Source organism: Agromyces sp. NPDC057679 (genome assembly GCF_042799635.1).
Classification (GTDB): Bacteria; Actinomycetota; Actinomycetes; order Actinomycetales; family Microbacteriaceae; genus Agromyces.
The window spans coordinates 272,362-297,193 of the sequence record NZ_JBHVIK010000005.1 but is presented as its reverse complement, the minus strand read 5'-3'; the positions used below and the strand labels follow the sequence as shown (position 1 = coordinate 297,193).

16 protein-coding genes are annotated in these 24,832 nt (G+C 71.7%); 7 read left to right on the top strand and 9 right to left on the bottom strand.

All coding sequences use genetic code 11. The features are described from left to right. The first annotated feature begins 106 nt into the window (after positions 1-106). Positions 107-871, top strand: coding sequence for a DedA family protein (locus ACFVAJ_RS20810; RefSeq protein WP_376947606.1), 765 nt, complete (start codon positions 107-109; stop codon positions 869-871). Positions 872-971: 100 nt separating this feature from the next. On the opposite strand, the gene ACFVAJ_RS20805 is transcribed toward ACFVAJ_RS20810, so the two are convergent. Beyond that, positions 972-1,898: a cation diffusion facilitator family transporter gene (locus ACFVAJ_RS20805; RefSeq protein WP_376947604.1), complete on the bottom strand. Its 927-nt coding sequence runs from the start codon at positions 1,896-1,898 to the stop codon at positions 972-974. A gap of 154 nt (positions 1,899-2,052) precedes the next feature. On the opposite strand from ACFVAJ_RS20805, the gene ACFVAJ_RS20800 reads away from it, so the two are divergent. Further along, positions 2,053-2,865, top strand: a complete 813-nt coding sequence (locus ACFVAJ_RS20800) for an alpha/beta hydrolase family protein (RefSeq protein WP_376947602.1) — start codon at positions 2,053-2,055, stop codon at positions 2,863-2,865. 9 nt (positions 2,866-2,874) lie between these two features. Here ACFVAJ_RS20800 and rdgB read toward each other — a convergent pair whose 3' ends face one another. From rdgB to murI, 3 genes are read right to left on the bottom strand one after another with little or no spacing between them, the layout of a single operon-like run. Next, on the bottom strand, positions 2,875-3,552 hold the full coding sequence (gene rdgB / locus ACFVAJ_RS20795; protein WP_376947600.1) for an RdgB/HAM1 family non-canonical purine NTP pyrophosphatase: 678 nt from the start codon (positions 3,550-3,552) through the stop codon (positions 2,875-2,877). A 2-nt stretch (positions 3,553-3,554) separates the two neighbouring features. Further along, on the bottom strand, positions 3,555-4,322 hold the full coding sequence (rph, locus tag ACFVAJ_RS20790; RefSeq protein WP_376947598.1) for a ribonuclease PH: 768 nt from the start codon (positions 4,320-4,322) through the stop codon (positions 3,555-3,557). Beyond that, the gene (gene murI / locus ACFVAJ_RS20785) at positions 4,319-5,164 is read right to left on the bottom strand and encodes a glutamate racemase (protein WP_376947596.1); all 846 of its coding nucleotides are present in this window, start codon (positions 5,162-5,164) and stop codon (positions 4,319-4,321) included. The genes rph and murI overlap by 4 nt, the downstream gene beginning before the upstream one ends. Before the next feature lie 82 nt (positions 5,165-5,246). Between murI and ACFVAJ_RS20780 the strand changes: the two genes are divergently transcribed. After that, positions 5,247-6,566 (top strand): nicotinate phosphoribosyltransferase, encoded by a 1,320-nt coding sequence (locus tag ACFVAJ_RS20780; RefSeq protein ID WP_376947594.1) that lies wholly within the window; start codon positions 5,247-5,249, stop codon positions 6,564-6,566. A gap of 33 nt (positions 6,567-6,599) precedes the next feature. On the opposite strand, the gene ACFVAJ_RS20775 is transcribed toward ACFVAJ_RS20780, so the two are convergent. From ACFVAJ_RS20775 to ACFVAJ_RS20765, 3 genes are read right to left on the bottom strand one after another with little or no spacing between them, the layout of a single operon-like run. Beyond that, positions 6,600-6,887: a DUF3039 domain-containing protein gene (locus ACFVAJ_RS20775; protein ID WP_376947592.1), complete on the bottom strand. Its 288-nt coding sequence runs from the start codon at positions 6,885-6,887 to the stop codon at positions 6,600-6,602. A 57-nt stretch (positions 6,888-6,944) separates the two neighbouring features. Beyond that, complete coding sequence (locus tag ACFVAJ_RS20770; protein ID WP_376947590.1) at positions 6,945-8,519, bottom strand: hypothetical protein; 1,575 nt, start codon at positions 8,517-8,519, stop codon at positions 6,945-6,947. After that, the gene (locus ACFVAJ_RS20765) at positions 8,495-10,276 is read right to left on the bottom strand and encodes an ATP-binding cassette domain-containing protein (RefSeq protein ID WP_376947588.1); all 1,782 of its coding nucleotides are present in this window, start codon (positions 10,274-10,276) and stop codon (positions 8,495-8,497) included. The genes ACFVAJ_RS20770 and ACFVAJ_RS20765 overlap by 25 nt, the downstream gene beginning before the upstream one ends. Before the next feature lie 251 nt (positions 10,277-10,527). Here ACFVAJ_RS20765 and ACFVAJ_RS20760 point away from each other — a divergent pair, with 251 nt between their 5' ends. Next, positions 10,528-11,220: an NTP transferase domain-containing protein gene (locus ACFVAJ_RS20760; RefSeq protein WP_376947586.1), complete on the top strand. Its 693-nt coding sequence runs from the start codon at positions 10,528-10,530 to the stop codon at positions 11,218-11,220. Positions 11,221-11,309: 89 nt separating this feature from the next. Here ACFVAJ_RS20760 and ACFVAJ_RS20755 read toward each other — a convergent pair whose 3' ends face one another. Beyond that, positions 11,310-11,849, bottom strand: coding sequence for an ECF transporter S component (locus ACFVAJ_RS20755; protein ID WP_376947584.1), 540 nt, complete (start codon positions 11,847-11,849; stop codon positions 11,310-11,312). A 90-nt stretch (positions 11,850-11,939) separates the two neighbouring features. On the opposite strand from ACFVAJ_RS20755, the gene ACFVAJ_RS20750 reads away from it, so the two are divergent. Further along, entirely contained in the window at positions 11,940-12,752 is an 813-nt protein-coding gene (locus ACFVAJ_RS20750; protein WP_376947582.1) for an ABC transporter permease, read from the top strand. After that, entirely contained in the window at positions 12,752-13,537 is a 786-nt protein-coding gene (locus ACFVAJ_RS20745) for an ABC transporter ATP-binding protein (protein ID WP_376947580.1), read from the top strand. The genes ACFVAJ_RS20750 and ACFVAJ_RS20745 overlap by 1 nt, the downstream gene beginning before the upstream one ends. Before the next feature lie 75 nt (positions 13,538-13,612). Here the strand turns inward: ACFVAJ_RS20745 and ACFVAJ_RS20740 are convergent, their stop codons facing one another. Then, complete coding sequence (locus ACFVAJ_RS20740) at positions 13,613-23,680, bottom strand: calcium-binding protein (RefSeq protein WP_376947578.1); 10,068 nt, start codon at positions 23,678-23,680, stop codon at positions 13,613-13,615. Positions 23,681-23,823: 143 nt separating this feature from the next. Here ACFVAJ_RS20740 and ACFVAJ_RS20735 point away from each other — a divergent pair, with 143 nt between their 5' ends. Then, entirely contained in the window at positions 23,824-24,801 is a 978-nt protein-coding gene (locus ACFVAJ_RS20735) for a hypothetical protein (protein ID WP_376947576.1), read from the top strand. Positions 24,802-24,832 lie beyond the last annotated feature (31 nt).

Genomic DNA, 24,832 nt, shown 5'->3' with positions numbered 1-24,832 from the left:
GCCGCGCAGCGCGAGCGCTCGGTAAACTGCAACGAAATCCCCCGCCGCCTGCTGACCACGCACGTGTCCCGAGACACGGCGGGTCCGACGACTGGAGCCACCGCACATGGTCCACACCGCACTCATCCCCTGGCTCGATCCTGAGACGATCATCGCCGGGGCCGGCCCCTGGGCCCTGCTCGTCGTGTGCGGCATCGTGTTCGCCGAGACCGGCCTGCTCGTCGGCTTCCTGCTGCCGGGCGACACCCTGCTCGTCATCTCGGGCCTGCTCTCGCACCCGCTGCCCGGCTCGCCCGACGGCGTCTTCGGCATCAGCGTGTGGTGGGTCGCGCTGCTCATCGGGCTCGCCGCCTTCCTCGGCGGTGAAGTCGGCTACTACATCGGGCACAAGGCCGGCCCCACGATCTTCGAGCGGAAGGAATCGGGGCTCTTCAGCGTCAAGAACGTCGAGCGCACCAACGCCTTCTTCGAGCGCTTCGGCGGCCTCACGATCATCCTCGCCCGCTTCGTGCCGATCGTGCGCACCTTCGCCCCGGTCGCGGCGGGCGTCGGCCACATGCCCAAGGGCAAGTACACGCTCTACAACTTCATCGGCGCGGTGCTCTGGGGCTTCGGCCTCACGATGTTCGGCTACGCGATCGGGTTCATCCCCTTCGTCGCCGAACTCGTGAAGGAGTACATCGACCTGATCCTCCTCGCAGCCGTCGGCGGCACGGCGCTCATCACCCTGTGGCACTACCTCAGCGAGCGCCACAAGGCGAAGAAGGCGGCCGCCGCCGGCGAAGACGTCATCACCGATGAAGACGAGGCCGAGCACCTCGTGCTCGACGCCGACGTCTTCGAGCGGGGTCCCAAGCACGACGAGCGCTGAGCGTCGATGACTCGAAGATGCCCCGGGGCTGCCGTCTGCGGCAGCCCCGGGGCATTCGTCATCTTCGGCTTCGGGCGGCGCCCCCTGCCGCCGTGACGCGCTAGCAGTGCGAGCCCTGCTCCTGTTCGGCGCGGCCGCCGGGCTCGAGCTGGAAGGTCGAGTGTGCGACGTCGAAGTGCTCGGTGAGGCATCCGCCGAGCTCGTCGAGCAGGGCGCCCGTGCGGCCCGACTCGAAGACCTCGGGCTCGACCTCGACGTGGGCCGTGAACACCGGCTGCCCCGAGGTGATCTGCCACACGTGCACGTCGTGCACGGCGACCACGCCCTGCGTGCGGAGGATGTGCTCGCGGATCTCCGCGACATCCGTCTCGGCGGGCGCGCCCTCGCTGAGCACCCGCACGACGTCGCGCAGCAGCGACAGCGCGCGCGGCACGATGAGCACCGCGATGCCGAGCGAGGCGATCGGGTCGGCCGCGCTCCACCCGGTGAGCAGGATGACGATCGCGGCGACGATCACGAGCGCCGAGCCGATCGTGTCGCCGAGCACCTCGAGGTAGGCGCCGCGCAGGTTGATCGAGTCCTTCGCGCCACCGCGCAGCACGAGCATCGCGGCGATGTTCGCGGCCAGGCCGACGACGGCGATGACGAGCATCAGGCCGCCCTGCACCTCGTGCGCCTCGCCCTCGGCTCCCGTCACGAGCCGGCCGATCGCGCCGATCGTGACGCTCACCGCCACGACGATCAGGATGACGCCGTTGATGAGCGCGCCGAACACCTCGGCGCGACGGAACCCGTAGGTCTGACGGTCGGTCGCCGGCCGGGCGGCGACGAAGGCGGCGACGAGCGCGACGACGAGGCCGATGAGGTCGCTCGTCATGTGCCCGGCGTCGGCGAGCAGGGCGAGCGACCCGCTCACGATGCCGCCGACGACCTGCACGACGACGAACGCGCCGATGATCGCGATCGCGATCCAGAGTCGGGTGCGGTTCGCGGTCGCGGCGTGGTCGTGGGAGTGATCGTGTGCCATGTCCCTCCCAGCGTAGGTCGGGCCGAGGGCGGTTCGGGGCGATTCGGCCCAATCAGGAATGAGTCGCGTTCTCATCGGCATGGCAGCGGACGCGACCCGGCGATCGCGCGCCCGGGGTCGCGGCACCCGGCCCGACGGCCCTAGGCTGCGGGGCATGCCGTCGCGTCGCACGCTCGCCGTCGCCCTGCTCCTCGGATGCCTCGCCGCTGCGCTCTCCGGATGCGCCGCCGATCCCGGTGCCGGCGCATCGCAGACCCCGGGCGGCTCCCCCGGTACGGGCTCGTCGGCCGAGGCGCCCGCCTCGCCCTCGGAGCGCTGCGGCGACACCGGCGTCGACTCCTCGGCGATGTGGCTGCCCGTCGGCGACGCGCGCTTCGACGTCGGCGTTGCGGGCGAGGGCACGACCACCGCGATCTTCGCGCACCAGCGCAACCAGGACGAGTGCGGATTCTGGCCCTACGCCTCGACGCTCGCCGAGCAGGGCGTGCAGGTGCTGCTCGTGAACTCCTGCGGCTACGGCGAGACCGAGTGCCCCCGCGACGCCAACCACGTCGTCGACGACGGGGCCGACGCGATCCTCGCCGCCGCCGACTGGGCGCGCGAGCAGGGCGCCGAACGCGTCGTCGTCGTGGGCGCCTCGATGGGCGGCACGGCGGCGGTCGTCGCGGGCGGACGCGACGGCGGCACCGGCGTGCTCGACGGGGTCGTCGACCTGTCGGGACCGCTCGCGTTCCGCGGCTACGACTCGATGGACGACGCGCCCGACCTCACCGCGCCGCTCCTCCTCGCCGTCGCGCCCGGCGACACCTCGGTCGACGCCGGCGAGCTGCAGCAGCTCGCCGGCGCGACCGCGAGCGACGACATCACCATCGTCACCGATGGCGTGGGCCACGGCTGGGCGATGCTCACCACGGGCACCGGGTTCAACGACTTCGCCGACCGGGTGACGGCGTTCGTCACCGGGTGAGTGCGCGGACTACTCGGCTGCGGCCCCGACTCGTTCGGCGATCCGCTCGAGCTCGGGGATGAGCGCCTCGAAGGCGCGCGCCCGGTGGCTGATCGCGTTCTTCTGCTCGGGGAGCAGCTCGGCCGCCGTGACCTCGTACCCCTCGGGCTCGAACACGGGGTCGTAGCCGAACCCGTGCGACCCGCGCGGCTCGTAGGCGAGCGCGCCGCGCCAGAGCCCTTCGGCGACGAACTCCTCATCGGCCGGCTCACCGGCCGACGCCGCGCCCGCGAGCGCCGCGGGCACGACCACGGCGATCGTGCAGTGGAACGCCGCCCCGCGGTTCGGCCGACGCACGTCGCCGAGCTGCGCGAGCAGCAGCTTCACGTTCTCGACGTCGCCCGCCGCGTGCCCGGCCCAGCGCGCCGAGAAGATGCCGGGCGCCCCGCCCATGACGTCGACCGCGATGCCCGAGTCGTCGGCGAGCGCGATGCGCCCCGTGTGGGCCGCCGCCGCGCGGGCCTTGATGAGCGCGTTCGCGGCGAAGCTCGTGCCGTCCTCGACGGGCGAGGGCCCGTCGTACGGCAGCACGGTGATGCCGGGCATCCGCTCGCCCAGGATGCGCTGGAACTCGGCGACCTTGTGCGCGTTGTGGGTCGCGAGCACGACCTCGAGCGCGCCGGCCTGGCCGGCGCCCGACGCCGCCACGCTCACTCCCCCGCCGCGAGCGACGCGGCGAGCGCGGCGCGCTGCAGCTCGGTGAGCGACGCGGTGCCGGCGAGCGCCAGGTCGAGCAGCGAGTCGAGCTCGCGCCGGTCGAACGGTGCGCCCTCGGCAGTGCCCTGCACCTCGACGAAGAGTCCGCGGCCGGTGGCGACGACGTTCATGTCGGTCTCGGCGCGCACGTCCTCGACGTAGGCGAGATCGAGCATCGGCGTGCCGTCGATGATGCCGACCGAGACCGCCGAGACGGTGTCGATGAGCGGGGTCGACTTCTGGCCGATGAACTTCTGGCCGCGGGCCCACTCGATGGCGTCGGCCATCGCGACGTAGGCACCGGTGATCGCCGCGGTGCGGGTGCCGCCGTCGGCCTGCAGCACGTCGCAGTCGATCTGCAGGGTGTTCTCGCCGAGCGCCTTCATGTCGACCACCGCGCGGAGGCTGCGGCCGATGAGGCGGCTGATCTCGTGCGTGCGGCCGCCGATGCGGCCCTTCACGCTCTCGCGGTCGTTGCGCGTGTTCGTCGCGCGCGGCAGCATCGCGTACTCGGCGGTGACCCAGCCCTTGCCCTTGCCGTTGAGCCAGCGCGGCACGCCGTTCGTGAAGCTCGCCGTGCAGAGCACCTTGGTGCCCCCGAACGAGATGAGCGCGCTGCCCTCGGCGTGGGCGCTCCAGCCGCGTTCGATGGTCACCTCGCGCAGCTGGTCGGGGGTGCGCCCGTCGGCACGGACGATCGCGGCGGCGGATGCCTCGGTCATAGGTTCTCCTGTCGAAGCTGTTCTCGGTCTGGGATGGTGACCGCACCCGTCTGCACGAGCTCGACGCTCGGGATCTCGGGGGCGATGAGTCGGTGGGCGAGGTCGAGGAAGGCGCTCGTCGAGCGGCCGGTCGCCTCGTAGCGGTAGCTCGGCGGCTCGGGGGCACGTCGCTCCATGCCGCCGCTCACGAGCACGCGGTACACGTCGTTCGCGGTCTCGACGTCGCTCGAGACGAGGGTGACGCCCTCGCCCATGACGTACGAGATGGCGCCCTTGAGGAACGGGTAGTGGGTGCAGCCGAGCACGAGGGTGTCGATGTCGGCCCGGCGCAGCGGCGCGAGATACTCTTCGGCCACGGCGAGCAGCTCGTCGCCGGTCGTGACGCCCGCCTCGACGAACTCGACGAAGCGCGGGCAGGCCTGCGAGAAGAGCTCGAGGTGGGGCGCCGCCGCGAAGGCGTCGTCGTAGGCGCGCGACGAGACCGTGCCCTGGGTGCCGATGACGCCGACCCGGCCGGTCTTCGTCGCGGCGACGGCGCGGCGGACCGCCGGCTGGATCACCTCGACCACGGGCACGTCGTACCGCTCGCGCGCGTCGCGCAGCATCGCCGCCGAGGCCGTGTTGCAGGCGATCACGAGCATCTTCACACCCTGCGCGACGAGGTCGTCGAGCACGGCGAGGGCGTAGCCGCGGACGTCGGCGATCTTCTTCGGCCCGTAGGGCGAGTGCTCGAGATCGCCGATGTAGAGGATCGACTCGTTCGGCAGCTGGTCTTTGACGGCACGGGCGACGGTGAGTCCACCGACCCCCGAGTCGAAGATTCCGATCGGTGCATCCGTCACGAGGTTCAAGCTTAGGCGAGTCCGCGGCACGCGGTGGCGGCACACCGCCGCCCGAACCGGCCGTCCCAGTAGGCTCGAGTGCGTGACCGGCTCAGCTGCCCTCTTCACCGACCGCTACGAACTGACGATGGTCGATGCCGCCCTGCGCGACGGCACCGCTCACCGTGAGAGCCTCTTCGAGGCGTTCGCCAGACGCCTGCCCGACGGTCGCCGCTACGGCGTCGTCGCCGGCATCGGGCGCCTGCTCGAACTCGTGCAGCGCTTCCGCTTCGAGGACGCCGAGCTCCAATGGCTCCAGGAGCATGAGGTGGTGCGGCCGGCCACGATCGACTGGCTCGCCGACTACCGCTTCGCGGGCGACATCTGGGGCTACCGCGAGGGCGAGGCGTACTTCCCGGGCTCGCCGCTCCTGACCATCCAGGCGAGCTTCGCCGAGGCGGTCATGCTCGAGACCATCGTGCTCTCGACCCTCAACTACGACTCCTCGGTGGCGAGCGCCGCCGCCCGCATGGTCTCCGTGGCGCTCGGCCGCCCGATCTCGGAGATGGGCTCGCGCCGCACCAGCGAGCGCGCCGCGATCGCCGCGGCTCGCGCCGCGTACATCGCCGGCTTCGACGCGACGTCGAACCTCGAGGCGGGGCGCACCTGGGGCATCCCGACGATGGGCACCGCCGCCCACGCCTTCACCCTGCTGCACGACAGCGAGGAGGACGCGTTCCGCGCCCAGGTCGCGGCGTTCGGCCCGAAGACCACGCTGCTGGTCGACACCTACGACATCACCCGCGGCGTCGAGCTCGCCGTGAAGGTCGCCGGCCCCGAGCTCGGCGCCGTGCGCATCGACTCGGGCGACCTGCCCACCGTCGTCGCCGCGGTGCGCGAACAGCTCGACGCGCTCGGCGCCGTCGACACGCGCATCACCGTCACGAGCGACCTCGACGAGTTCACGATCGCCGGGCTGTCGGGCGCCCCGGTCGACGCGTACGGCGTGGGCACGGCGGTCGTCACCGGATCCGGGTTCCCCGCGGCGGGCATGGTCTACAAGCTCGTCGCCCGCCGCGACGATGCCGGCGAGTGGATCCCGGTCGCGAAGGCGTCGACCCAGAAGGCCAGCGTGGGCGGCCGCAAGAACGCGGCCCGCCGTCTCGACGCCACCCGCACCGCCCGCGAGGAGCTCGTGTTCGTCGGCGACGGCCCCGGCGGCGAGGCCGAGTTCGACGCCGGCGACAAGCTGCGCCCGCTGATGGTGCAGCTCGTCTCGAAGGGCGAGGTCGACCCGGCGTTCCTCGGCACCGCCGGCACCGCCGCGGCCCGCGCCCACCGCGCCGAGGTCATGCAGGAGCTGCCGATCGAGGCGTTCCGGCTCGGTCGCGGCGAACCGGTCATCCCGACGACGTACCGCTGAGACGCGGGCCAGCCGGCGGAGCGTCGAGGCGGACTACTGCGACTTCATCCGCTCGTAGATCTCTTTGCAGCTCGGGCAGACCGGGAACTTCTCGGGGTCGCGGCCCGGGGTCCACTTCTTGCCGCAGAGCGCCTTCACGGGCTTGCCCGTGATCGCCGACTCGAGGATCTTGTCCTTCTGGACGTAGTGCGAGAATCGCTCGTGATCGCCCGGCTCGATGGCCTCTTCGTTGAGGAGCTTCTCGAGTTCGCGGTCGAGGACGTCGGTGCCGCCGCCCGGCTGACCGGGGTCGGCGATGCTCGCGCGCACGGTGTGGATCATGCGCTCGATTCTACGCGTCGATCACACGGTCGTGGCCGCCCGGCCACGACGAACGACTCACGCGCGGATCGCGGCGGCGATCATCTCGGGCCCGCGGGCGTCGAACACGCGCCCGCCCCACCAGACGCCCACGACGAGCACCACGAGACCGAGCCCGACGCCGGAGGCGAAGGCGGCCGCGTGCCATCCGGGGTCGACGAGGATGCCGAGCGCGGCGAAGATCGCGGCCGGCGCCGCGACGAGCACCGAGGCGAACATCGTGAGCGACTGCACGAGCGCGGTGATGCCGCCCGTCGACTGCGGCTGCTGGAACGGGCTGTCACCGGGCTTCACCGCCGGGTACGGGAACCGCGCCGAGGTGATCGAGCCGACGCCCAGGCCCGCGAGCAGCAGCGCCGTGCTCACGCCGAGCAGTGAGGGCAGCAGCCGCCAGTCGTTCAGGACGAACACCGTGACGGCGCTGCCGAGCCCGATCACGAGCACGCCGGCGACGAGCACCGGCACCAGTCGTCCGAGCCGGTCGGCGTTGCCGCGCACGCCTGAGGTGATGTGCAGCCAGATCGCGGTCGAGTCGTACGCGGTGTCGTTGTGCAGGCTCCAGCCGAGGAACAGGCACATGAGCGGCACCGGGATGAGCGCGAGGTACTGCATCGGCACCCCGGCGACGCCGAGCGGCACCATGACGAGCACCGGCACGATCGGCACCATGACGATCGACACCCAGTACCGCGCGTCGCGGAACCAATACGTGAAGCTGCGCGCCGCGACGGCACCGGTCGCGCCATGCGGCATCCGGTCGAACCAGCCGAGCCCGCGGTAGCTCTTCGCCGAGGCCTCGCGACCGGGGGTCACGAGCATCTTCGCGACGAGCGACTGCCAGGCGAGCCAGATCAGACCGAGGGTGGCGACGGCGATCAGCAGCTCGAGGATGGCCGGACCCCACGCGCCGGCGGCCGCGTCGCCGGGCACCGCGAACACGGCGCCGAACGGGGTCCAGCCGAGGATGTCGCCGAGGACGCCGAGGATCTCGAGCCCCGAGTTCGCCCAGTCGAGCGTGACGAGCACGACGATGATCGGCGAGAGCATGACGATGAGCAGGAGGCCGATGACCCCCATCAGCTCGCGCGAACGCCGCGTCGAGAGCAGGAACGAGGCGAGTGCGGTCGTCACCCGGGCGAGCAGCAGGCAGGTCGCGAAGGCGAGCGCCGCGGAGATGAGTGCGAGGAGGGTCTCGGCGACGCCGCGCGACCACGTGACGACCGTGCCGAGGAGCACGATCGCGAGCACGAGCGCCGGGATGCCGATGAGCCCCGCGACCGCGAGCGACAGGGCCAGGGTGCGGTCGGGCAGGCCGAAGAAGGCGAAGCGACGCGGGTCCATCGTGTCTTCCGTGCCGAACACGAGCGGGAACACGATGAAGCCGAGCACGGTCGCGGCGCCGGCGACCACCAGCACGTCGCGGATGACCGCCACGTCTTCGACGAGGCGCAGCCCGACGAGCGAGAGGAAGAGCAGCAGCGCGAGACCCAGTCCGTAGACGAGGCCGAGCACGATGCCGACCACTTGCCAGGTGCTGCGGCGGAAGATGTTCGCCAGCAGGCGCAGTTTCAGTCGGAGAAACTGTGCAACCATTCCATGCCTTCCGCTGCCTTGCGTCCGCCCGCGAGCTCGACGAATCGGTCTTCGAGGGTGTGGCCAGCACGTACCTCGTCGAGGGTGCCCGCCGCGAGCACCCGGCCGGCGACGATGATCGCGGCCGAGTCGCAGACGCGCTCGATCAGGTCCATGCCGTGGCTCGACAGCACGACGGTGCCGCCGCCGGCGACGTAGCGCTCGAGGATCTCGGTGAGGTTGGCCGCCGACACCGGGTCGACGGACTCGAACGGCTCGTCGAGCACGAGCAGGCGCGGGGAATGGATCATCGCGCACGCGAGCGCGATCTTCTTCGTCATGCCCGCCGAGTAGTCGGCGACGAGCCGGTCGACGGCGTCATCGAGGCCGAAGGCCGAGATGAGGTCGGCGCTGCGCTCGCGCACGGTGCGGTTGTCGAGACCGCGCAGCACGCCCGAGTAGTAGAGGAGCTGCGCACCGGTCAGCCGGTCGAACAGCCGCAGGCGGTCGGGCAGCACGCCGGTCGCGCGCTTGGCGGCGTGCGGGTCTGCCCACGCGTCGATGTCGTGGATGCGGACCGTGCCGGCATCGGGCCGCAGGAGCCCCGTGATCATCGAGAGCGTCGTCGTCTTGCCGGCGCCGTTCGGCCCGACGATGCCGAAGAACGAGCCGGCGCGCACATCCAGGCTGATGCCGTCGACGGCCGTGTTCTCGCCGAAGCGCTTCACGAGGCCGGTGATCGAGAGCACGTTCGGCGTGCCGGCGGGCGGCGCCGGGCGTGCGACGCGCAGGGTGCGCTTCTTACGAGGGGCCGCGTTCTTCTTCGCGGGGATCACGGCGACCGACTGCGCCGCGATGAGCGGTGCGGATGCCTCGATCGCCGACGTGTCGTCGACCGGCGTCGCGTCGGCCGGGGCCGGCTCGGTCACCGTCTCGGCCTCGACAACGGGCGCGGCCTCGACAACGGGATCCGCCTCGACGACGGGCTCCGCCTCAGCCACAGGATCCGCCTCGACGACGGGCTCGGCCTCGACAACGGGCTCCGCCTCGACGACCGTCTCCGCCTCAGCCACCGGCTCAGCCTCGTCGGGCGTGGCGGCCTCGGCCTGCGCGGCCTCGCTCGCGGCGACGGCGGCTGCGGCGGCGCGGACCTCGGCGACCGGGGTGCGTCGATCGGTGGTGGTCTCGTCGACCTCGTCGCGGCCGGGCTCGTCGCGCTCGGCGACGACGGGCGGCTCGCTCGTCGCCGCGGGGAGCGTCTGGTCGGCCGGCTTGCGCGGGGCCCGTTCAGCCGCCGTGGTCTCGGTGGTGATCGACGCGGCGACGCGCTGCTGCGCCTGGCGCTGCGCGCTGGCTGCGGCGGTCGCCCGGCTGCGGTCGCCGGGCGTGCTCGCCACGCTCTTCGCGGCCGAGTCGCGCGGCGTGCGCGCGGTCTTCGCTCCGGCGCCGCGCGCCGTCCTGGCGGCAGACGACGCGGCGTTCGACGCGCCGGTGCGCTTCGAGTCGGCGGCGTCTGCGACGACACCCTGTTCTGCCGCCTCTGCCGCAGCCGCCGCCTTGTTCGCACGGCGGGTCGCGGCGGCCTTCTTCGCGGCGGCGGAGCGGGCGGCCGCACGTTCGGCCGGCGTCATCGTCTTCGCGGATTTCGCGGTGCTCTTGCGGGCACTCGAAGCATCGCTGCTCGCGGCCCCCGGCACGGTTCCGCTCTTTCGAGGCGCCCCCGCACCGGTGCCTTCGGCAGCTTCGTCGTCGTGATCGGAGCGCGAAACGGAAGTCACCCAGCAAACCTACCAATGACCGCCCGTCGAGCGCGCCTCGGGGGCCGGATCGGCTGACTGTGGATTCCCTGTGCGTCATATCACGATCGCACTACGACCGGTGCCCCCGAATGGCGACGCGGGAGCACCCCCGGATACGCTGGGTTGCGGCATAACGGCGTGTCCACATGTGAACTTCCGGATGAACTCCGGGCGAACTCCGTAGAACGAAGTCGCCCGGTGGGGGCATCCGACCCACCGAAGGAGATGCAGTGACCACCCAGATCGTGATTCTCGCGGCCGGCATGGGAAGCCGGCTCGGGCGATCCCTCCCCAAGCCCCTGACCGAACTCAGCGACGGCCGCACCATCATGCGCCAGCAGTTCGACAACGTCGAGCACGCGTTCGGCGCGAACGCCAACGTGACGATCGTCGTCGGCTACAAGCTCGAGCACATCATCGAGGCGTTCCCGCAGGCGTCCTTCGTCTACAACGAGGAGTACGACCAGACGAACACCTCGAAGTCGCTCATGCGCGCCCTCGCGGCCTCGCAGTCGGGCGGCGTCCTGTGGATGAACGGCGACGTCGTCTTCGACCCCGCCATCCTCGACCGCGCCCTCCCCTTCATCGCACGCGACCAGTCGTTCGTGACGGTGAACACGGCGAAGGTCTCCGACGAAGAGGTGAAGTACACGACGAGCGCCGAGGGCTACATCAAGGAGCTCTCGAAGACCGTCAAGGGCGGTCTCGGCGAGGCCGTCGGCATCAACTACATCTCCGGTCGCGACAAGGCCACGTTCCTCGCGCACCTGCAGCGGGTCGGCGACCAGGACTACTTCGAGCGCGGCCTCGAGCTCGCGATCGAGAACAACGGCCTCCTCGTCGAGCCGATGGACGTCTCCGACCTCTACGCGGTCGAGATCGACTTCGCCGAAGACCTGGAGCGTGCGAACCACTTCGTGTGACCTGCACTGCACAGCGCAAGAGTCGAAGGGCGGATGCCACGTGGCATCCGCCCTTCGTCGTTCTCACCGCCCAGGCGTGCGAGAGCGCGTCAGCGCAGGGTGCGCGCGACGCCCGCCCGCGACAGCGAGGCGGCGATGACCCGGCCGAGCCAGGTGAACAGCACCGGGCTGAGCGCGAACATGGCGAGGTAGAGCGCCCAGAACCACGGCGCGTAGTGCTCGGGGCCGAGGGCGATGAAGGTGCCCACGGCGAGGATGATGCCCGACCCGCCCGCGGCCACGTAGTAGAGCCACGGCGACCAGTTCTTGTAGCGGGTGAGGAAGAAGGGCAGCTCGAGCAGCGCGCCGACGAGGAGGCCGGTGCCGAGGAAGCGCAGGATCCAGTGCGGGGCGAAGGCCGCGCCGACGAGGCCGGCGATGAACCCGGTGAGGATGCCGACGCCGGGGCGCTTGAGGAGCGCCAGCGCGACCGCGCTCGGCAGGAAGTGCGTGCCGATCGTGATGCCGTAGAGCATCGGCGCGATGCCGGCGATGAGGCCCGCGAAGTACCCCGAACCGGCGGCGACGAGCCCTCCCCCGACGCCGATCGCGGCACAGCTGAGAATGACGCGGGTGCTGGTGCGATGCACGGGGCTCGATTCCTTCCGGGTCGGGCTCGGCACGTCGCCACCCGTCTGCATCAAATCTACCCCGGGGAGCCATCTACGATGAGAGACGTGATGAGCACAGCATCGGTGTCGTACCGAGACGCGCATCCGCTGCAGCGGACGCCGCTCGCGCGATACCGGCATGCGCTGTGGCTGCTCACGACCCGCGACCTCAAGGTGCGCTACTCGACTTCGGCGCTCGGGTACGTCTGGTCGGTGCTCGACCCGCTCGTGATGGCGGGCATCTACTGGTTCGTCTTCACCCAGGTGTTCGACAAGGGCGTCGGCACCGATCCGTACATCGTGTTCCTGCTGTCGGCGCTCCTGCCGTGGATGTGGTTCAACGGCGCCGTCTCGGACTCGACCCGGGCGTTCCTGAAGGACGCGAAGCTCGTGCGCTCGACGATGATCCCCCGCACGATCTGGGTGAACCGCATCGTGCTGTCGAAGGGCATCGAGTTCGTGTTCGCGCTGCCCGTGCTCGCCCTCTTCGCGATCGTGTTCGGCGCCGAGCTCAACTGGCAGGTCGTGTACTTCCCGCTGGCGGTGCTGCTGCAGGCGGTGCTGACCGCCGGCGTCTGCCTCATCGTCGCCCCGCTCGTCGTGTTCTTCCGCGACCTCGAGCGGGCGGTGAAGCTCGTGCTCCGGTTCCTCTTCTACGCGACCCCGATCATCTACGCCTCGACCGACCTGCCCGAGGGCATGCAGTTCTGGGCGGCGTTCAACCCGCTGTCGGGCATCTTCTCGCTCTACCGGGCCGCGTTCTTCCCCGAACAGCTCATCTGGTTCGAAGTGGCCGTCGCCGCCGTGATGTCGCTCGGCTTCCTCGCCCTCGGGCTCTGGGTCTTCCGCCTGTCCGAACGACAGGTGCTGAAGGAGATCTGATGACCGAGGCATCCGTTCGCGATGATGTCGCCCAGGGCGGCGCCGAGCCGTTCGACATCCGGGTCGAGGGACTCGGCGTGCGATTCCGCCGCAACCGCCGCGGCCGCCGCTCCTTCAAGGACCTCCTCGCCGGCCGCCGCCGCCGCACCCGGCCCGGCGAGTTCTGGGCGCTGCGCGACGTCTCGTTCGACGTGCGCCAAGGCGAGGCCATCGGCGTCGTGGGCCGCAACGGCCAGGGCAAGTCGACCCTGCTGAAGCTCGTCGCCGGGGTCATGCTGCCCGACGAGGGCTCGGTGACCGTCGCCGGCGGCGTCGCCCCGCTCATCGAGATCACGGGCGGATTCGTCGACGACCTCACCGTGCGCGACAACGTCTACCTGACCGCCGGCCTGCACGGCATGTCGCGGGCCCAGATCGACGCGCGCTTCGACGAGATCATCGGCTTCGCCGAGATCGGCGACTTCCTCGACACGCCTTACAAGCACCTCTCGAGCGGCATGAAGGTGCGTATCGCGTTCGCCGTGATCTCGCAGCTCGAAGAGCCGATCATGCTGGTCGACGAGGTGCTCGCCGTCGGCGACAAGGCCTTCCGCGAGAAGTGCTACGAGCGCATCGACGAGCTGCTCGCCGGCGGCCGCACGCTGTTCTTCGTCTCGCACAACGAGCGCGACCTGCGCCGCTTCTGCACGCGCGGCCTGTACCTCGACAAGGGCGCGCTCACGTTCGACGGTCCGATCGGCGAGGTGCTCGAGCGCTACAACCGCGACTACGGCACCGGCAAGTAGCCGTCGGCGCGCGATGCCGCCGAAACGCGGACGCGGCGGGTCGCCCCCGCTGCCGCCGCGTCCGCCGATCCGGCGTCAGTCGCTCGCGCAGATGAAGTTCTCGAAGTGGCCGGGGGTGCCCGAGAACGCCTTGCCGGTGTTGTTCTTGAGGTCCTTCGTGTAGACGATCGCGACCTCGCGGAACGCCGAGCCGTTCGCCTGCACGTCGCCGAGGGTCGGCGCGCCGTCGAATTCGGCCCGGGCGCCGGTCACATAGGCGAGCTTCTCGAGCCCGGCGAGGTTGTTGGGGTCGATCTTCCGCACGTCGTTCCACCCGCCGTAGGCCGAGTTGCACGCGGTGTACAGGTTGTAGGCGCCACCCCAGTCGAGCAGCTTGTCACCGTCGTTCGGGCCGTTGGCCGAGACATCCGCCTGCAGCACATCGCGATCCCACCCGCCGTACTGCCAGTCGGTGCCGTGGTGATGCTGGCGCGTCTCGGTGCGCCCCGGAGTCCCGGCGCCCTCGGGCGCGGTGTCGGCGTACGCCTGGACCATCGTGAACCACGACGCCGGATCGACGCCGGAGCGCGGCTGGTAGTCGACGATGTCGGCACCGGCCTCGGTCGCGGAGGCGCCGTAGCCGGCGAAGAGCACGTCGATCCACTGGCCGTCCGCGCCGGGGGCGTTGCGGCCCGGCAGGTCCGGTGCGCCGACGACGGGGTTGCCCCGCCCGCCCCACATGACGTCGGCGCCGTCGTCGCCGTAGGCGTAGTCACCGCCCGAGTCGCCGTTCATGAGGTCGGCGCCCTCGCCGCCGTGCATCGAGTCGTGTCCCGGTCCGCCGCGCATGCGGTCCGCGCCGCCGGCCTCGTGCCCGTTCATCACGAGCACCGAGCCGTCGCGGTCGTGCGTGAGGGAGGTGCCTCGATAGAGCGGGTGCGCCTCGAAGGGGTGCAGCACCGCGTCCTGCGCGCCCGAGTCGGGCCCCCCGAGGTTGATGCCGGGAGGGCCCTGGCTGGTGTGCGTCAGGATGTCGGGGTCGCCCGCATCGCTGCCGTCGCTCTCGACGAAACGGGTCTGCACGCCGCCGCGGTCGCCCACCATCGCATCCTCGCCGGCGCCGCCCCACATGGTGTCGTCGCCGAGTTCGCCGAACTGGTCGTCGGCGCCGTCCTCGCCGAACAGCCGGTCGTTGCCGTCCTGGCCCCATTGGCTGTCGTCGCCGTCGCCGGCACCCGCCGAGATGAGCGGGTTGGTGCCGTTGCCGCCGAAGATCAGGTCGGCACCCCAGACACCGGCCGCGGCCGGCGCCCCGACGTCGTAGCGCGTGACCTCGCGCTCGATGACCGCCGAGCCGTCGTCGGGCGGGTCGTTGTCGGGGTAGCGCTCCTCGTCGACGGCGTAGGCCGCGTCGTCGCCCCCACCCTCGACCGTGCGGTTCAACTCGCCGTTGTCGCCGAGCTGGAAGTCCGCCTCGCCGTCGCCGAAGAGCCAGTCGCCCGCGTCCCGGTGGCCGGCGAGGTTCGACCCGCCGAACTGGTCGTCCTGGCCGTCGGCCTGCGGCGCCCCGACGAGGGCGGCGCCGACGCTCGGAGCGCCGGGCAGCCCGGCGGGCACCGCCGGAAGCGCGGGCAGTGCTCCCCCGACCTCGATCGGCAGCACGATCTCGCCGTACGCGTCGATCGGTCGGTCGCCCACCACGATGTCCGCGGCCCCGTTGCCGTGCTGGACGTCGGCTCCGCCGTCGCCGAAGAGCGCGTCGCCGCCGTCCTGGCCGAACTCGGCATCGACCCCCGAACCGCCGTTCAGGGTGTCGCGGCCGAACTCGCTCGGGAACGGCCCGTCGAGGTCGTGGGAGACGAGCCCCCGCCGCGTCTCGACGCCGAGCTGGCTCGTGACGTAGTGGAACTCCTCGGGCGCCGGATCGTCGAGCGCCGGGCAGGAGCTCGGGGCGAACTCGATGCCGGGCACGTCGCGCACGATGCAGGCGTTGTCGCCGGCGAGCACGTCGGCGCCGCCGCCGCCCCACAGCACGTCGCCTCCGTCGGGCTGGTCGGGGAAGCTCGATCCCCCGACGAGGTCGTCCTCGTCGCCGTTGCCCTCGAGCCAGTCGCCGTCCTGGTCGCCCTCGACGAGGTCGTCGTGCGCGTTGCCCTGCACGAGGTCGTTGCCGCCCTCGCCGAACATGCGGTCGTTCTCGTCGTTGCCGAGCATGAAGTCGCCGCCCGAGACCGCGTCGAGCGAGGCGCCCGTCTTCTCGGTGTCGAGCAGGGTAACCTCGCGGAACACCCCGCCGGTCACCGGGTCGGTCTCCCACGCGTCGGCGTCGTCGGGGTCGGCGACGCGAGTGAGCACCGCGTTGTCGCCCGTCATCACGTCGTCCTCGCCGTTGCCCTGCATCTCGACCTCGCCCTCGTCGAGCGCGTTGTCCGCGCCCTCGGGGTCGGCGAGCGGGTTCACCGGCGAAGATCCGCCGATCAGGTCGTCGGCGCCGTCGCTCGAGTGGTCGGAGTCCTCGTCGAAGCCGAAGATCCGGTCCTGTCCGCCGTTGCCCTCGAGGTGGTCGTCGAACGCGCCGCCGCGAAGGGTGTCGATGCCGTGGCCGCCGAAGCCACGGTCGTCGCCGCCGGTCGTCCAGGGCGCCCCGTCGGTGTCGAAATCGCCCCAGATCAGGTCGTCTCCGCCGACCGTCGGTGCGACGAGCGCGAGGTCGGTCTCGGGCGACCCGTTCGGCGAGCCCGGCTGCCATCCGCCCGAGGGCGGGGCGACGAGCCGGGCCGGCGGTGCGATGGTGCCCTGGTCTCCGACGAGGTCGTCGGGCCCGGCACCGCCGATGAGGCGGTCGCCGGAGAGCTCGCCGAACAGCTGGTCGTAGTCCTCGGCGCCGTAGAGCCGGTCGGCGGCGTCCTGACCGTGGAACTCGTCTGAGCCGGTACCGCCGTCGCCGAGATCGGGCCCGTAGGTGTTCGGGTCGCCCGACGGCGTGATGCTCACGTCGTCGAGCGCGTCGAGCACGCCGTTCGCGCCGCCGTCGATGTCGACGTCGTCGCCGAAGGCGCGGTCGTCGTCGGGGCCGCCGTACATCGTGTCGCCGACGTCGGCGCCGGAGAGACCGTAGTGGCCGCCGACGATGAGGTCGCCGCCCTCCTGACCGTGCAGCTGGTCGCTCCCGGCGTTGCCGAACACGACATCGCCGCCGGGCCCCCCGTAGCCGAAGTCGTCGCCGCCGTCGCCCCAGACCTCGTCGTCGCCGGTCTCGCCGTAGAGGTGGTCGGCGCCGCCGTTGCCGTGCACGAGGTCGGCCCCGGAGCCGCCGTACGCGTTGTCGGCGCCGCCCTCGCCGTACACCCGGTCGGCGCCCGCGCCGCCGCCGAGCGACGGATCGCCGACCCCGACGGTCTCGCTCGGATGCGCGACACGAGCCCCGGGCCCGCCGTCGACCGTGCCGTTGTCGCCGAGCACGATGTCGTCGCCGTTGCCGCCGTCGGCCGTGTCACCGCCCATCGTGGCATCGGTCGCGCCGTCGCCGTCGCCGACGAGCTCGTCGTCGCCGTCTTCGCCGTTGACGGTGTCGGCGCCGGGTCCGCCCCACAGCCGGTCGCCGTCGGGTCCGCCGTTGACGGCCGGGTCGGCGTCGGACTGGCCGTGCACCTCGTCGGCGCCGGCCTCGCCGTTGATCGTGTCGGCGCCGCGTCCGCCGTAGAGGAGGTCGGCCCCGTTCGAGCCGAACAGCTGGTCGGCGCCGTCACCACCCTGGATCCGGTCGGCAGAGTCGTCGACGCCGCTCGCGACGAGCCGGAACCCGCCGAACAGCAGGTCGTCGAGGCCGCCGCCGTAGATGCGGTCGGCACCGCCTTCGCCCTCGACTCGGTCGTTGCCGTCGCCGGGCTGCGCCGCGGGCGACTCGTCGTTCACGTCTTCGGCGATCTCCTGGTCCCCGTAGAGCCGGTCGTCGCCCGAGCCGCCGAGCACGGTGTCGTTGCCGGCGCCGCCGATGATCGTGTCGATGCCGTCGAGCTCGTTCGAGACGCCCTCGGGCAACGGGGCGCCGGGCGGCACCTTGAGCTTGTCCTTGCCGCCGCGCAACGTGTCGTTGCCGGCATCACCGCGAATCGTGTCGCCGCCGAGCCCGCCGTCGATGACGTCGTTCTTCCCGCCGCCGCGCAGCGTGTCGGTGCCGTCGCCGCCGGTGATCTGGTCGAGGCCCTCCCCGCTGCCGTCCGACTCGTCGCCCGAGGCGGTGTTCGAGCCGTCGCCGAGGGTGATGGTGTCGTCGTCGGGCCCGCCGACGACGACGTCGTCGCCCGAGCCGGTCACGATCGAGTCGTTGCCGGTGCCGAGCTTCGCCTCGCCGACGGGCGCGGTGAACGGCCACCGGTTCGGGTCGTCCGGCGGCGTCTCGCCGTCGACGTTCGACTCGCTCTCGGGATCCTCCCCCGCCTGCGCGCCCTCACCCGATCCCGAGAAGAGGAACGAGTCGTTCCCGGTGCCGGCGTCGAGCTTGACGCCCACGCCCTCGTACGGCTGGCTGTAGCCGAATGCCGTCACGATGAACGGATACTCGCCGTCGCCGTCGGGTTCGGCGGCCATCTGGCGCACCGTGAAGCTCTCGTTCTCGACGTCCGTGAACGCCGTGCGGTCGCCCGCCTTCGGGCCGACGTTCAGCACCACCCAGCCGCCGAGCTCCTCGGCGAGCACGGGCTCGTTGTCGGCGCACGACGACGAGAACTCGAAGAGCGTGATCTCGGCGAGCCGCCAGCTGTCGGAGTAGCAGAACGGGCACACGCCGAACTCGGCGAACACCTCGAGGAACGCGACGAGCTTGCCCTCGATGTCGAAGAGGCAGATCGGCGTCGGGAACTTCTCGATGATCTCGTCGATGTGCATGCGGCCGTCGGCCTCGGGCGTGTCGTTGAGGTTGAGCCCGAAGGTCGCCGTGATGCCCCCGCGCACGCCCGCTTCAGCGATGAAGATGTCGAGCTTCGCGCCGGCGGTGATCGTGCCGGACACCTCGAACTCGGCGAGGTCCTTGCCCTCGGCGTCGAGATCGGTCAGGTATAGGCTCTGCAGGAACGGCGTTGCGATCGACTCGGCGTCGAGCGTGATGCCGTCGCCGCCGATGAGCTGCTCGCCCAGCATGCGGATGCCTCGCGTCGAGACGCCCGCGCCGATCTCGGCCTTCGCGTCGAGCGCTCCGCCGATGGTGACGTACAGCACCCCGAAGAACGGCCCGAAGCTCATGGTGTACTCCATGTGCACGGTCAGCGGGTCGGGCCGCCATTCGACGATCGCGCAGTCCTTGCCGAGCAGAAGCCCGACGAGGCACGACGGGTCGTCGAACACCGGGTAGCTGAAGTCGGACGCGTCGCCCGAGCCCGTCGAGGAGCCGAGCGCGTCGAATTCGTCGTCCTTGCCGTCGTCGGCGAGCGGATCCTTCACCTTCGAGGCGAACGCCGACTTCTTCGCGGGGGAACTCGCCTCGCTCTCCACCGCGTCCTCGTCGTAGAGCTCCTCGACCTCATCGGGTGTCGGCGGCGCCCCGTCGCGGGCCGTGTCCGGCGACAGCGAGAGCGATTCGATGAGGGTGATCGATTCACCGTTCGCGAGCGTCTTCGCGAGCTCGAGGAACTCGAACACCTGGTTGATGTCCTTGAGCAGCGAGACGTCGACGAGGCCGGTCATCTCGGCGAGGTCGACCATCGTCACCGGTGGTCCGTCGAAGAACTCCGACAGGTCGCTGATCACGGGGATCGGCGAGAACAGGAACTCGCGGATCGGCTCGATCGGCTCGATGATCGGGTTGATCGTGTCGATCACCTCGCCGAACATCTTCGTGAACAGCTCGCCGGCCTTCACCCCGATGTCGTTGAGCTCGAGCGTCGGATCGGAGCTCGTGTCGCCGTCGAAGCTCCAGTCGAGCACGAAGTCCGCGGTGAAGCTCGGCAGCGTCTTGTTCACCGTGCTGTACGTCTCCCCGCTCGAGATCCCGGTGTCGATGGCGAGGTCGAGGTGGATGCCGCCCGTGATGCTCGGTTCGGTGAGGAAGTCGCCGACCTCGCCCGAGATGAAGGAGGCGATCGGGATGATGCCCGTGCAGTGCTGGGCGGCGTCGACGACGCCGTCGTCGTACGGCCCGGCGAGGGCGTCGCAGGCGGATGCCACGAGCCCGAGCTGCGCGGTCAGGCTCGCGCCGCTCGCCTGGCCGCCGGGCTCGTTGTCGGTCGCCTCCATGCCGATGAAGCCGATGCGGCCGGCGATCGGCGTGGCGGCCGCCAGGTGCGCGCCCAGATTCACGCGCACCTCCTGCGGGCCGTCGGCGTTCTCGGGGTCGGCCGCTCCGGTGCCGGGCACGGGATTGTCGAGCAGGTAGAAGCCGTCGTCGCGCGAGATGCCGAAGCCGAGCTCGACCGTCCACCCGGCTTGCGCCGTGACCGTGCCGGTCAGCGACAGCGGCAGGCCGGGCAGGCCGAGGTCGAGCGGGATCTCCGCGGTGCCCGGGCAGGCGGTCGCGTCGGGGCATCCGTCGCCGCTGATCGTCCGGGCGCCCTGCCCGAGCTCGAGCTCGATGCGCAGGTCGAGCAGGTCGGCGAGCGAGGCGCCCGATGGGCACACGACCTCCCCGCCGGCGCCGTCGTCGCAGACCGCGACCACGCGGATGTCGGTCGCCCCGGGGGTCGTGTCGCCGGCGGCCTCGACCGGCCAGCCGCCGACCGCTCCGTAGTCGCCGTCTCGGAGCACGCCGGCCGCCACGAGCTTGTCGGCGAGCACCTGGCGGATGCCGTTCGGCCCGTAGACCGCCTCGTCGACGTTCGCCGTCGGCATGCCGGGGATCTGCGGGTCGTCGAGGAAGGCCTTGACGTCGGCGAGTCCGTCGGCGAGCGCCGTGAGGTCATCACCGACGACCGGCAGCCGACCACCGGCCTGGCTGGCCGTGATCGCGAGGTCGAGCAGCAGGCCGATCGACTTCAGGCCGTCGGTCAGGCTGTCGAAGCTGAAGTCGAGACCCGAGAGCACGGAGTCGAGGGCCGCGGGTGCCGTGACGTCGGGCGCGGCGGTGAGGTCGTCGATCGCCACGGTCAGGTAGTCGTCGGCGCTGGGTGTCGCGCGCGGGGCGCCGCTGAGCGTCTGCAGGCCGCTGCCCGGATCGTAGAGCACCGGCAGCGCGGCGCACCCGAAGGTGCCGGTCACGGGCGCCTGGCCGGGAGCGGCGCACGCGTAGCCGCCGTCCTGAGCCGAGCCGGCCGTGAAGTCGAAGGTGCCCGAGAAGTAGTCCGCGACCGGCATCGGCGCCTCGGTCGGGTCTCCCGGTTCCGGGCCATCCGATCGTCCGAGGGCGAACTCCACGCCGACGGCGATGCGACCGGTCTGGTTCGCGGCGTCGCCGAGCTGGGCGCTGAACGGCCCGAGGTGCACGGCGAGCTCGGTCGCGCCGGGCGACGACTCGGTGACCTCGGCCGTCACCGAGAGACGACTCGAGTCGAGCAGCCGCGGCTCGACGGGGTCCGACCCCGGCTCGAGCCCGATGACCACGCCGAGGTCGAGCGAGGCTTCGAGTGCGGCGTGCAGCTCCCCCGCACCGGACGTGCCGGCGATCGCGGGGATGCTCGCATCGGCGAGCGAGAGCGGCACGTCGATCGCGTCGGTCTTCTGGCCGTCGAGGTCGATGACGAGCACCGGGTCGAGGTCGGATCCGTCGTCGAGGTCGCGCAGCCGGAAGCCGACCTCGAGCCCGAGCGCCGCCTCGAGCTCCGTCTCGAAGTCGGCGAGGTCGACCGGCAGCTCGCCGCCGCGGAAGTCGTCGTACGCGTCCTTCAGCCCGGTGACGTCCTGCAGGAGGCGCTCGATGCCTCGGTTGAGGAACGGCACGGTCGCGCCGCCGCCCAGCGCGGAGTCGACCGAGTCGACGGCGTCGACGACCGAGCCGAGCCCGTCGAGGGCACGGCCCAGCAGTCGCGACGGCGCCGAGGTGTCGACGTCGAGCGAGCGCAGCAGCGCCATCTCGTCGTTGGTGCCGCCGGCCGTGTACGTCGACGGGTCGAAGCCGGTACCGGACACGCTGACGGTGCCCGAGTCCTCGGTGAAGTGCTGCGCGGCATCGGCCCCGTGGCCGTGCACCTCGAGTGCGGCGGTCACCTCCGCGTGACGCGTCGCCTCGGCGACCGGGTAGCTCGCCGGCTGGCCGTCCTGCGCGTAGAGCCCCGCCAGGAGGTCGGTGAGCCGCGGCGACGAGTCGCCGCCCGAGGCTGCGTCGACGTCCGCTTCGGTGGTGGTCGAGCCGCCGTCCTGGGAGAGCTCGTAGCCGCCGGTGATCGCGGCCGGGACGAAGCCGATCTGTCCGCTGCCCACGAGGTCCACGTCGACCTCCTGGATCAGCCGCACCTCGGCTCCGTCGACGAGCTCGGTCTCGAAGCGCTCGTAGACCATCGGGTCCTCGAACTCGACCACGGCCGTCGACGGGTCGTCCTCGCCGGACGAGCCCTCGCTCGAGGCCTCGGACAGGTCGATCACGATCGGCAGGTCGATGTCGGCCGCTACGTCGGTCTCCGGTGCCTGCTCGGCACCGGCGGTCGCCGCGCGCAGCCCGGCCTGGTCGAGCAGCTGGTCGCCGAAGGCGAGCTGGGCCGGGGCAGGCGGAACGGGAAGGTTCGGGTCGAGCGGCGGCAGCACCGTCTCGGCGACCCCGTCGAGCTCGGTCGAGATCGTGAAGTCGAGCTCGACCGACGCGTCGTCGCGGTCGTAGACGGGGGTGATCTCGGCGTCGGCGCCGGTGATCCCGCCTTCGATCGCGTCCGCGAGGTCGCCGACGGTGGTGATCCCGATCTCGATGACGGGGTCGACGGGATCGGTGGGGTCGCCGCCGGCGGGCGGAGTCACGGTGATGAGCGATTCGGCGAGCGCGGCGAACTCGCCGCCGAGGTCGTAGAGGTCGGCGAGGGTCCCGCTGAGCAACGGCAGCTCGGCGTTCACCGACGGATGCCGCTGCAGGGCGCGCAGGAGGGTGCCGTACTGCACCAGTCCGGACACGAGGTCGGCCGGACCGAGACGCGTGAACGCCTCGAACGCGGCCAGATCGCCGTCGCTCGCGGTGAGCGCGGCGAGGAGATCGGGGTCGGTCGCGAGGTCGGCGTCGAGTGCGAGCGAGGGCGGATCGATCGTGTCGAGGCCGAGCAGCGACGAGCCGAACTCGATGTCCGCCGTCGCGGTGCCGGCGAGGTCGAAGCTCGTGAGCTGGTCGGCGGGGATCGTCAGCTCGCCCGGCGTCTCCTCGCCGCCGGCGAAGGCGGGCGGTTCGAACATGGCGAGGCGGCCGTCGCCGTTGACGTCGTCGATCGTGCCCGACCATTCGGCCGCGACGTCCACCGTGCTGCCGTCGAGGATCTCGACGTCGCCGACGCCGACGGCGCCCGCGCCGCCGGGGAACGCGAACTCGGCGTCGCCGGCCAGCTCGGCGGTGAAGCCCACCTCGGGCTCGCCGTGCGTGGTGTCGAGCCAGAAGCGCTCGCCCTGCGGGTCGGTGCGCACGATTCCGGAGAACTCGAACGCGAGGTCGTACGGGGCCGGGTCGGCCTCGGCGGTGACGAGACGAAGCGGTTCGCCGCCGGGGCCGTCGGGGTCGACGACCGCGAGCGGCGACTCCACCGTGCGCGAGGCCCGGATGGTGAGGTCGAATCCGCGGGTCTCACCCGAGTCGACGAGGTTCGCCGTCGAGATGTCGAGCTGGGTTCCGGCCACGTCGGCGTCCAGGCCGTCGACGGCCGCCATGAGATCCGCGGTCGTCGCCACCGGGTCGAGCGCGAGCAGCGCGGTCTTGATCCCGGCCGCGAAGGTCCCTGCGAGCTGCATCGATGCCCCGGGGTCGACGACCGTCGCGCCCGGCGCGGTGTCGGTCAGCGGCAGTGCGGCCGCGAGCGGGCCGACGTCCTCGTAGTCGCCGAGCGCGACCTCCGCGAAGGCGGCGATGCCGGCCCTGAGCTTCGCGACGTCGTCCGGATCGGCGGCGAGCGGGTCGGCGTAGGCCGCCTGCGCCGCCCCGGTCAGGGCGAGCACCCAGGCGCCGACCGCGGCGACGGCGCGGAACGCGAGGCGGTGCCCTCGGCTGCGGTGTCTCCTGCCGGATCCTCCGGTGTGCAGGGTCGTTCGGTTCGGGTCGTTCTGGGCGCGCATGAAGTCCCCCCGGTCTCTGCAGCCCGACGCGCCGCGGGTGAGCGGCGCGCTCGAAGCCCGTTCTACTCCGCCGCGCAGCCCGCCGACAAGAGAAACCCTCAGTTTGGGGGGCAAAATCAGTCGCGGCGTCTAGGATCGTCGCCATGTCCGACCGCGTGCATTCGATCACCTCGATGGGCCAGCACGACCCGCGCGAGGGCGCCGGGTCGCCGACCGGCGCCGACGCCGACGCGGGGCGCGCCCACGGCGTCGAACGCGCGATCGACCGGGCCCTCGCGATCCAGCGTCCGATCGTCGTCGCGCATCTGCGCAGCATCCGTCGCCGCTCGCCCGGCGCGACACCCGAGCAGCTCGTGCGCATCCTCGAGCGCCGCTACCTCGCCGCGGTCACGACCGGCGGCGCCGCCGTCGGGGCGACCGCCGTCGTGCCCGGCATCGGCACCGGGGTCACGCTCGCCCTCTCGGGCGTCGAGACGGCCGGTTTCCTCGAGGCGACCGCCCTGTTCGCGCAGTCCGTCGCCGAGGTGCACGGCATCCACGTCGAGAACCCCGAGCGCGCCAGGGCGCTCGTGATGACGCTCATGCTCGGCCAGGAGGGCAGCGACCTCGTGCGCCAGTTCGCCGGCCAGGCGACCGGGTCGGGCATCGCCCGCAACGCCTACTGGGGCGAGCTCATCACCAACAGCCTGCCGAAGGCCGTCATGGGCACCGTCGTCGACCGGCTGCGTTCGGTCTTCATCAAGCAGTTCGCGGTGAAGGGGGGCGCGGGCATCGTCGGCAAGGCGATCCCGTTCGGCATCGGCGCCGCGATCGGCGGCATCGGCAACCATGTGCTCGGCCGGCGGGTGCTGACGCAGTCGCGGCTGGCCTTCGGCGCGGCGCCCGGCGTGCTCCCGGCCGAGCTCGAGCCCCGCGGCGACGACAACGTCGTCACGGCGACCGGCAAGCGGCTGGCGCGCACGGCGGGTCTCGTCGGCGGTGTCGTCGGACGAGCCGCGAAGCGCCCGTTCGCGAGGCTCGCGGCCGGGCGCGAGGCGATCGACCAGGCCGGCCCGAGTGTCGTCGACGACGGCACGGCCGCTGCCGACGAAGCGGATGCCGCGCCGCCGACCGTGCCCTGAGATTCGCGCCGGCGGCGTCCGCGCGCGAGCG

Bases quoted from the DNA above. Each gene is read 5' to 3' on its own strand.
- ACFVAJ_RS20740 (WP_376947578.1), bottom strand. From the start codon at position 23,680: ATGCGCGCCCAGAACGACCCGAACCGAACGACCCTGCACACCGGAGGA.
- ACFVAJ_RS20750 (WP_376947582.1), top strand. From the start codon at position 11,940: ATGAGCACAGCATCGGTGTCGTACCGAGACGCGCATCCGCTGCAGCGG.
- ACFVAJ_RS20800 (WP_376947602.1), top strand. From the start codon at position 2,053: ATGCCGTCGCGTCGCACGCTCGCCGTCGCCCTGCTCCTCGGATGCCTC.
- rph (WP_376947598.1), bottom strand. From the start codon at position 4,322: ATGACCGAGGCATCCGCCGCCGCGATCGTCCGTGCCGACGGGCGCACC.
- ACFVAJ_RS20770 (WP_376947590.1), bottom strand. From the start codon at position 8,519: ATGGTTGCACAGTTTCTCCGACTGAAACTGCGCCTGCTGGCGAACATC.
- ACFVAJ_RS20745 (WP_376947580.1), top strand. From the start codon at position 12,752: ATGACCGAGGCATCCGTTCGCGATGATGTCGCCCAGGGCGGCGCCGAG.
- ACFVAJ_RS20735 (WP_376947576.1), top strand. From the start codon at position 23,824: ATGTCCGACCGCGTGCATTCGATCACCTCGATGGGCCAGCACGACCCG.
- ACFVAJ_RS20805 (WP_376947604.1), bottom strand. From the start codon at position 1,898: ATGGCACACGATCACTCCCACGACCACGCCGCGACCGCGAACCGCACC.
- ACFVAJ_RS20775 (WP_376947592.1), bottom strand. From the start codon at position 6,887: ATGATCCACACCGTGCGCGCGAGCATCGCCGACCCCGGTCAGCCGGGC.
- ACFVAJ_RS20810 (WP_376947606.1), top strand. From the start codon at position 107: ATGGTCCACACCGCACTCATCCCCTGGCTCGATCCTGAGACGATCATC.